Origin of the sequence: uncultured Holdemanella sp. (assembly GCF_934772795.1) — a bacterium.
GTDB lineage: Bacteria > Bacillota_I > Bacilli_A > Erysipelotrichales > Erysipelotrichaceae > Holdemanella.
In genome coordinates this window covers 1-7,288 of sequence record NZ_CAKVMR010000089.1, presented here as the reverse complement: position 1 = coordinate 7,288, position 7,288 = coordinate 1, and the positions used below count along the sequence as shown (strand labels likewise).

The 7,288-nt window shown below is 33.6% G+C and carries 6 protein-coding genes and 1 other annotated feature; of the genes, 3 read left to right on the top strand and 3 right to left on the bottom strand.

From position 1 onward, the window contains the following. Positions 1 to 191: 191 nt before the first annotated feature. Positions 192 to 1,376 carry an IS110 family transposase gene (locus tag Q0F04_RS11100; RefSeq protein ID WP_295753299.1) on the bottom strand — a complete coding sequence of 395 codons (1,185 nt, stop codon included), beginning with the start codon at positions 1,374 to 1,376 and terminating at the stop codon, positions 192 to 194. 311 nt (positions 1,377 to 1,687) lie between these two features. On the opposite strand from Q0F04_RS11100, the gene Q0F04_RS11095 reads away from it, so the two are divergent. Together Q0F04_RS11095 and Q0F04_RS11090 are read left to right on the top strand one after the other, a co-directional pair. Next, positions 1,688 to 2,779: an AAA family ATPase gene (locus tag Q0F04_RS11095; protein ID WP_295753297.1), complete on the top strand. Its 1,092-nt coding sequence runs from the start codon at positions 1,688 to 1,690 to the stop codon at positions 2,777 to 2,779. Between the two features lie 18 nt (positions 2,780 to 2,797). After that, complete coding sequence (locus Q0F04_RS11090; protein WP_295753295.1) at positions 2,798 to 3,265, top strand: hypothetical protein; 468 nt, start codon at positions 2,798 to 2,800, stop codon at positions 3,263 to 3,265. A 14-nt stretch (positions 3,266 to 3,279) separates the two neighbouring features. Here Q0F04_RS11090 and Q0F04_RS11085 read toward each other — a convergent pair whose 3' ends face one another. Then, positions 3,280 to 3,528, bottom strand: coding sequence for a hypothetical protein (locus Q0F04_RS11085; protein WP_295753294.1), 249 nt, complete (start codon positions 3,526 to 3,528; stop codon positions 3,280 to 3,282). A gap of 74 nt (positions 3,529 to 3,602) precedes the next feature. After that, positions 3,603 to 3,796, top strand: a binding site (T-box leader). 39 nt (positions 3,797 to 3,835) lie between these two features. On the opposite strand from Q0F04_RS11085, the gene Q0F04_RS11080 reads away from it, so the two are divergent. Further along, the gene (locus Q0F04_RS11080; protein ID WP_295753292.1) at positions 3,836 to 6,448 is read left to right on the top strand and encodes a valine--tRNA ligase; all 2,613 of its coding nucleotides are present in this window, start codon (positions 3,836 to 3,838) and stop codon (positions 6,446 to 6,448) included. A 136-nt stretch (positions 6,449 to 6,584) separates the two neighbouring features. Here Q0F04_RS11080 and Q0F04_RS11075 read toward each other — a convergent pair whose 3' ends face one another. Further along, a complete protein-coding gene (locus Q0F04_RS11075) occupies positions 6,585 to 7,190 on the bottom strand; it encodes a hypothetical protein (protein WP_295753290.1) in 606 nt (201 codons plus the stop codon). Between the last annotated feature and the right edge of the window lie 98 nt (positions 7,191 to 7,288).

The following is a 7,288-nucleotide window of genomic DNA, read 5'->3' as shown; positions in this document are numbered from 1 at the left end:
AAATGAAAGCTAACTATATAAAATTCAAGTAGTTTTTTATGAAAAAGTTTGAAAATATAAAATAACTAGATTTTTTAGTTAGTTTTAAATTGATCTTTGAAAATGTGAATATTGGATTAAATTTAGGCATGACGAAAAGAACTTTTAAAATTCTATTTTTTAAAAGTTCAGATGCTTTAGATGCATTTGTCTTATCTTAATAATGCAGGATCAAATGATTGTCCTGTTTCTAGTAAATGATAAATGATTCTAAGCAGCTTTCTAATGCAGTGGCCTTGAGCACAACGGTGTCCTTTACCTTGAGATATTTTCAATCGATAGTATTTCTTGAATGCAGGATTATATTTGATTACAGGCAATATGATTTGATACAAAGTTTTTCTAAGATATTTAGATCCCTTCTTGGTTATGCCAGTATGTTGGGCGTTGTATTGACTCGATTCATAGTGATAGGGGGCTACTCCTGCAAATTTAATGATCTGAGATGGCTTGGAATAATTGCCAATATCTCCTAATTCGGCTAAAATAGAAGTACCAGAGAAATGAGAAATCCCTGGAATGCTTAGGATAGGAGAGTTGTTTGTGATTGAGAACTCTTCTATTTTTTTATCTATTTCAGCGATTTGCTCTTTAATAAGCGTGATTTGGCTTACCAAGTGTTTGATCTGTATAGTTTCAACTTCTGAAGAGATTCCAATAGAATTCTTAGCGCATTCTTTTAACTTTTCAGGAGTCAATGAAATGCGGCCGCCTCTGCCTTTGATTTCAAAACATTTACGAATTGTACGAATATCTGTAGAAGCGATAGCTTCAGCACTGCCAAACGTTTTAAGAAGATTCATGTAAACAACGCCATATTTAGAACCGAATAAGGTATTGAATTCAGGGAAAACAAGATCAATTGATTTCTGTAGTCGATTACAGTATATATTGAGTTCTTCTTTTAGATTATGATGATGACGAGTCAATTGTCTTTGTTCATATAAATCAAAACGGTCAACTTTAGTAATACGATACTGTTTCTTGCGCTCAGGAGTATCAAGGACATCACAAATGGTGATTGTATCTAGTTTGTCATTCTTAGTAATGCCACCTTCCATCTTACGTGTAAGATCAGTAGTTTTAGGGTTGATCAAGGCAACGGTATATCCGTTGCTAAGAAGAAATTTAAGAAGAGCAACATGGTAATGCCCGGTGTCTTCCATACCAATTAGAATTGATTTTTTAGAATACGGTTTAAGAGAGTTGATTAGAAAGTCAAATCCTTCTTTGTTGTTAGAAAAAGAAGAAGGTGCAACATTGAGTTCACCAGTTTCTTTGTCCATGACACAAAAATGATGACTGTTCTTTCCAACATCGATACCAACTAGTTTCATAAATAAACATCCTTTCTTTATAGAAACGTGTGAAAATGGTTATCCACAACACTTAGACCACAAAACCTGGTTCAAAATACGAATTCAAAGACTCATCTAACTAATCACTGTTTTGGAATAAGGTGTGGTAAGAACCTTTCAGAAGTAGTCAAGCTACAGGAAGTGTATATACAAATCCACATTCACATATTCAATTTTACAAATTAACAACACCGTCTTCAACCACGGTTACAAACAGGTTGAAAGAAAGGAGAAGTATATTGTAGACGACCAGTTAGATGGGTCAATTACAATATACCAGGAGTGTTATAATGGCAATTCATTTACAAGAATTTGATATACACCTATTTAGAGGTATTCATAATCTTGAATTAAAAGATTTGAATCATATTAATATAATAACTGGTGATAATAATACTGGAAAAACGAGCGTATTAGAGAATATTAATTTTCTTAAAGGAATTGATAGTGTTCGTAATCTTGCATATTCTACGACTCGAAGTGTAAGAGGGATGGATAGGACTAGTTTTTCAACTTTTGAAAGAGTGAATTATTTGTTTCCAGTGGATGAAGGGGAAGTTTCCAAAATTGAATATAGTTTTAAATTAGAGAATAAGCCACATAGTGTTAATCTTTTTAAAGAAAACTATTTTGAATTATTACCGGATAGCGAAGTGCGTAAGATGATGGGGTATAGTAATAAAGTTCGTGAATGTGATGAAATGATCGATACGGAGTTTATGCATTTAAAAATTGATTTAGATGGTAAAGAACTGTTGAATGAAAAGTACTCTGAATATGATCGTTTTACTACAAATGGAAAACAGGAAACGAAATTAATTAATTCCACTTTAGTATCGTCTTTTAAACATGTTTCTGATGATTTGTATTTAAGTAAAGTCTTGAACAATGTGGAATTATATCAAGAGATGTTGGGCGTATTGAAAGAATTTGATGAGGATATAATTGGTTTGAATGTGGATTCAAAAGGAAATTCAGCTTGGAGAAAAAGGTATATGATTCTTTCAAAAAATCATAAAGAAGCGATTCCTTTAGAATTGTATGGGGATGGTATGAAAAAAGCCATCTTATTAATGAGTGCAGTAATTGCATCAAAAAACGGGATTTTATTGATTGATGAGTTTGAAACTTCGATTCATACTTCAGCTATGAATAAAATATTTTCATGGATATTAAGTACGGCTGTAAAACTCAATATTCAATTGTTCATTACATCGCATAGTAAAGAGGCAATTGAAAAAGTTTTAAAGTGTGATCCAACATTGCAAGATAAAATGAATCTTTACACTTTATATAAGAAGGATGATTCTACATTAACAAGAAAATTATCTTGCTATGAAGCAATTGAAGCCATGGATGATTATGATATTGAGGTACGATAATGAAATCTGTTATAGCTTATGAGAAATAAATATTTTGATGAACTAGTAACAGAAAATGATTTGTTTTATGTATGTTATATGATTGAGAAGACATCTCGATTTCTTCATCAACGAAATCAATATGTTGTGAATCAACTGGGATATGATCATTTGTATCATCTTATTAGTGTTGCGAATGTTTTGCATAGTGATAATCCAGATAAGGTAGTACATGATTTGATGGATGAATATAAACTAGAATATGGAAATTTCCATGTTGAAAATGTAAATAGTGAATTATGTTCTCGCATTCCAACTGAATTGGATATGGGAAAAGTATACGCAAGATTAATCATTGATACATTACTTCCAAATGAAGATTATATACAAGGACTTATACGAATCTATAATGATGAAATTTGTTTGATTATTGATGATTATAATAGCAGTGCTTATTATGAACCTTCTTATGTGAAGGCAAGAGCCTATAAAAATGGGGGATTTTAAAAAAAGATTGTAGATTACTGTTCTACAATCTTATCTAAACTATGAATGAATTCTACAACCATCTTACGCTTAATATCATCGATCCTTACGAGTTTATTTAACGCTTCGATTTCAACTTCGTTATCTAGACAAACGATTTCTCGTCTTAGTCTATCAATTTCGTCTTCTAAACGATTCTGTTCTTTAATATATTGTTCATGAACAGCTTTAATTTGATTGTATAATTGATTATCCATGTTTACACCGCTTTCTTTAATCATCATATAGTAAAGTTAAGAATAAAACAACTAATTTTTCAAAATGATTTGAGTTTTTACTTTTTCTTTGATAAACTAAATTCAAAGCGATGACAAGAAGGAGTAGTTTATACCAATTCTTAAGAGAGCAAGCGTTTGGTGAAAGTTTGTGTGTTGGATAAGTGAAGGTAGTCTTTGAGTTGAATTTATGAACTGAGAGTAGTAAATTTCGTGACACAGCGTTAATGTGAATGAGAATAAAATTAGGTGGTACCACGTCAAGCACGTCCTATGGGGATGTGCTTTTTTATATTTACGGAAAGGATGATTGTGGATGACGTTGGAAGCAAAGTATAATCATTTAGCAGTAGAAAATGATAAATACCAAAATTGGATTGAAAAAGGATATTTCACAGCGGGCGATCTATCGAAACGCCCATATTGTATTGTGATCCCTCCACCAAACGTAACAGGAAAGTTACACTTGGGACATGCATGGGATACAACACTACAAGATATTTTATGTCGTTATAAAAGATTAAAAGGCTACGATGTATGTTGGGTAGCCGGAATGGACCATGCAGGTATTGCGACACAGGCAAAGGTAGATGCTCGTTTAAAATCAGAAGGAATTTCTCGCTATGACATTGGTCGTGAAAAATTCTTAGAAAGAGCATGGCAGTGGAAAGAAGAATATGCTTCTACCATTCGTAGCCAATGGGCTAAATTAGGACTATCTTTAGACTATAGTCGTGAACGCTTTACATTAGACGAAGGATTGTCGCAAGCCGTTCGTAAAGTCTTTGTAGATTTATACAATGATGGATTGATCTATCAAGGTGAAAGAATTATTAACTGGGACCCAGAAGCTAAAACAGCATTATCAAATATTGAAGTTGAACACAAAGAAATCATGGGACACATGTACTACTTCAAATATAAAGTCGTAGAAACAGGACAGGAATTAGTCATTGCGACAACACGTCCAGAAACAATGTTTGCCGACCAAGCTATCTTTGTACACCCTGATGACGAAAGATATAAAGACATCGTTGGAATGCATGCGATTAACCCTGCAAACGGAGACGAACTTCCAATCATGGCAGACGACTATATTGACATGAGTTTTGGTACAGCTGTCATGAAGTGTACTCCAGCACATGATCCTAATGACTTCGCATTAGCTAAAAAATACAACTTACCTATGCCAATCTGTATGAATCCAGATGGAACCATGAATGATATGTGCGGTAAATATGCTGGTATGGATCGATTTGAATGTCGTGAAGCATTAGTCAATGATTTCAAAGAAGCTGGTGTTGTAGATCACATTGAAGAACACTTACACCAAGTAGGACACTCAGAAAGAACAGGCGTAATTGTAGAACCATACTTAAGTAAACAATGGTTTGTGAAGATGAAACCATTGGCTGAAGAAGTATTAAAGAACCAAGAAATCGAAGATCAAAGAATTAACTTCGTACCACCACGTTTCAATAAAACATTTGAACAATGGCTAGAAAACATTGAAGACTGGTGTATTTCACGTCAGTTATGGTGGGGACACAGAATTCCAGCATGGACAAACAAAGAAACAGGTGAAATCTATGTGGGAATGGAAGATCCAAAAGACATTGAAAACTGGACACAAGACGAAGACGTATTAGACACATGGTTCTCAAGTGCATTATGGCCATTCTCAACACTAGGCTGGCCAAAAAACACAGCTGATCTAGAACGCTACTTCCCAAATGACGTATTAGTAACAGGATACGACATTATCTTCTTCTGGGTAGCACGTATGGCCTTTCAAACACGCTACTGCATGAAGAACCGTCCATTCAAAGACGTATTGATCCACGGCCTTGTACGAGATACACAAGGACGCAAAATGTCTAAATCATTAGGAAACGGTATTGATCCAATGGACGTGATTCAAGAAAAAGGCGCCGATGCACTACGCTTCTTCCTAACAACAAACTCAACACCAGGACAAGATTTACGTTTTGATGAAACGAAGATGGACGCAAGCTGGAACTTCATTAACAAGATCTGGAACGCAGCTCGTTATGTTCAAATGCAAATAGGTGATACAAAACCAGAACTAGACATGACAAAAGCGAACAGCGTAGACAAATGGATCCTAGCACGCTTTAACGAAGTATTAGACCATGTTTCAACAAACATGGACAAATACGAATTAGCCATTGTAGGAAACGAACTATATAGCTTTGTATGGGATGACTTCTGCAGCTGGTACATTGAACTATCAAAAGCTACACTATACTCAGAAGACGAAAGCCTAGTAGCCAATACAAAAGCTGTACTATATACAGTCATGATGGGAATCCTAAAAGTATTATCACCATTCATGCCATTTGTGACAGAAGAAATCTATTTGAACTTGCCACACGAAAAAGAAAGCTTAAACGTAGAGACATGGCCAGAAAAAGTTGAATTTGAATACACAGATGCAGAAAAAGATGAAATGGCATTAGTCATCAGTGCAATTCAAACTGTACGTGAAATCAAAGTTGAATATTCAATGAAACCAAGTGAAGACTTAACAATCTCACTACACAATGACAATGGCTATGTAACACTAAATACAGAATCAACTGCAATCCTTGCACGCATGGCACATGCCACAGTCAAAGAAGACCTTAATACAGAAGACGTACTATCACGTACAATCGAAAAAGCCGTATTAACAGTCGCAATGGACGCATTAATTGACCTAGAAGAAGAAAAAGGAAAACTAGATAAAGAAATCGCACGCCTAGAAAACGAAATCAAACGCTGTTCAGGTATGTTGAAAAATCCAGGTTTCGTCAATAAAGCACCAGAAGCTAAGGTCAATGCAGAAAAAGAAAAACTAGCATCTTACACAGAAAAGCTAGAAATGACAAAAACACAATTAGATAACATCCTTAAGAAATTAGGATAGTACAAATCAAACGCCCAGAGACAAGCTCTAGGCGTTTTTTTGTATACCAAACAAAAAATGTGTTCAACATCACTGTTAAACACATAGGTTCTATTTTCTTAGTTTGATAGATGAATCATTTAGTTATCTAGTAAAATCACATTGATTGTTTGGGTTTGATTTCTTCACACGTTTTTCTTACAACATAACAAGGATCGTTTTCACATTTAGAAATCACATAGTTGCGAGTTGATTCTGAAATACCATCATAAAGATAAATTTGTCTCAAAATTGCAATTTTAACATAGATTCCTTCATCATCAATTAAATTAATGATTTTGTTGTTAATGAAACTTTCGTTCTCTGCGCTTCTGGTAAGCATAAAAAGAATATGAGTAGCGTTCCATTTAATATCAACGTTATTAAGTTGTAACCACTGTAGTACATTTTGAATAATAACAATTTCTACATTTTCTGGAAATTTAATTTTATTATCAATTTCCAAGTATTCCTTAATGGTTGATGTTACAGAATTTGTTGTAGCTATATCATCTTGAATATAAGATAACTCTTCCATAATATCGGTACAACAATTGTCATTCATTGAGATTTGAAGTAGTGAAAGAGCAACTTTCAATGAGATTGTATCTATGTTTGATAAGAACATAGTATTGTCAATATCTAAAATAGTGTTTTTGCCATTAATAATTTCTTGGAATACATGCTTGTTATTTTCAAAGTTTTTTGGATATTTAAATACCAAAAAAATTAATAAATTTACTGCATCTAGATAATATGAAGTGACCTCCTATTGTCAATACGTGGATTACGACTCATAATTGGATTGATTAAAAACACTTA

Bases quoted from the DNA above. Each gene is read 5' to 3' on its own strand.
- Q0F04_RS11095 (WP_295753297.1), top strand. From the start codon at position 1,688: ATGGCAATTCATTTACAAGAATTTGATATACACCTATTTAGAGGTATT.
- Q0F04_RS11085 (WP_295753294.1), bottom strand. From the start codon at position 3,528: ATGATGATTAAAGAAAGCGGTGTAAACATGGATAATCAATTATACAAT.
- Q0F04_RS11080 (WP_295753292.1), top strand. From the start codon at position 3,836: ATGACGTTGGAAGCAAAGTATAATCATTTAGCAGTAGAAAATGATAAA.
- Q0F04_RS11090 (WP_295753295.1), top strand. From the start codon at position 2,798: ATGAGAAATAAATATTTTGATGAACTAGTAACAGAAAATGATTTGTTT.
- Q0F04_RS11100 (WP_295753299.1), bottom strand. From the start codon at position 1,376: ATGAAACTAGTTGGTATCGATGTTGGAAAGAACAGTCATCATTTTTGT.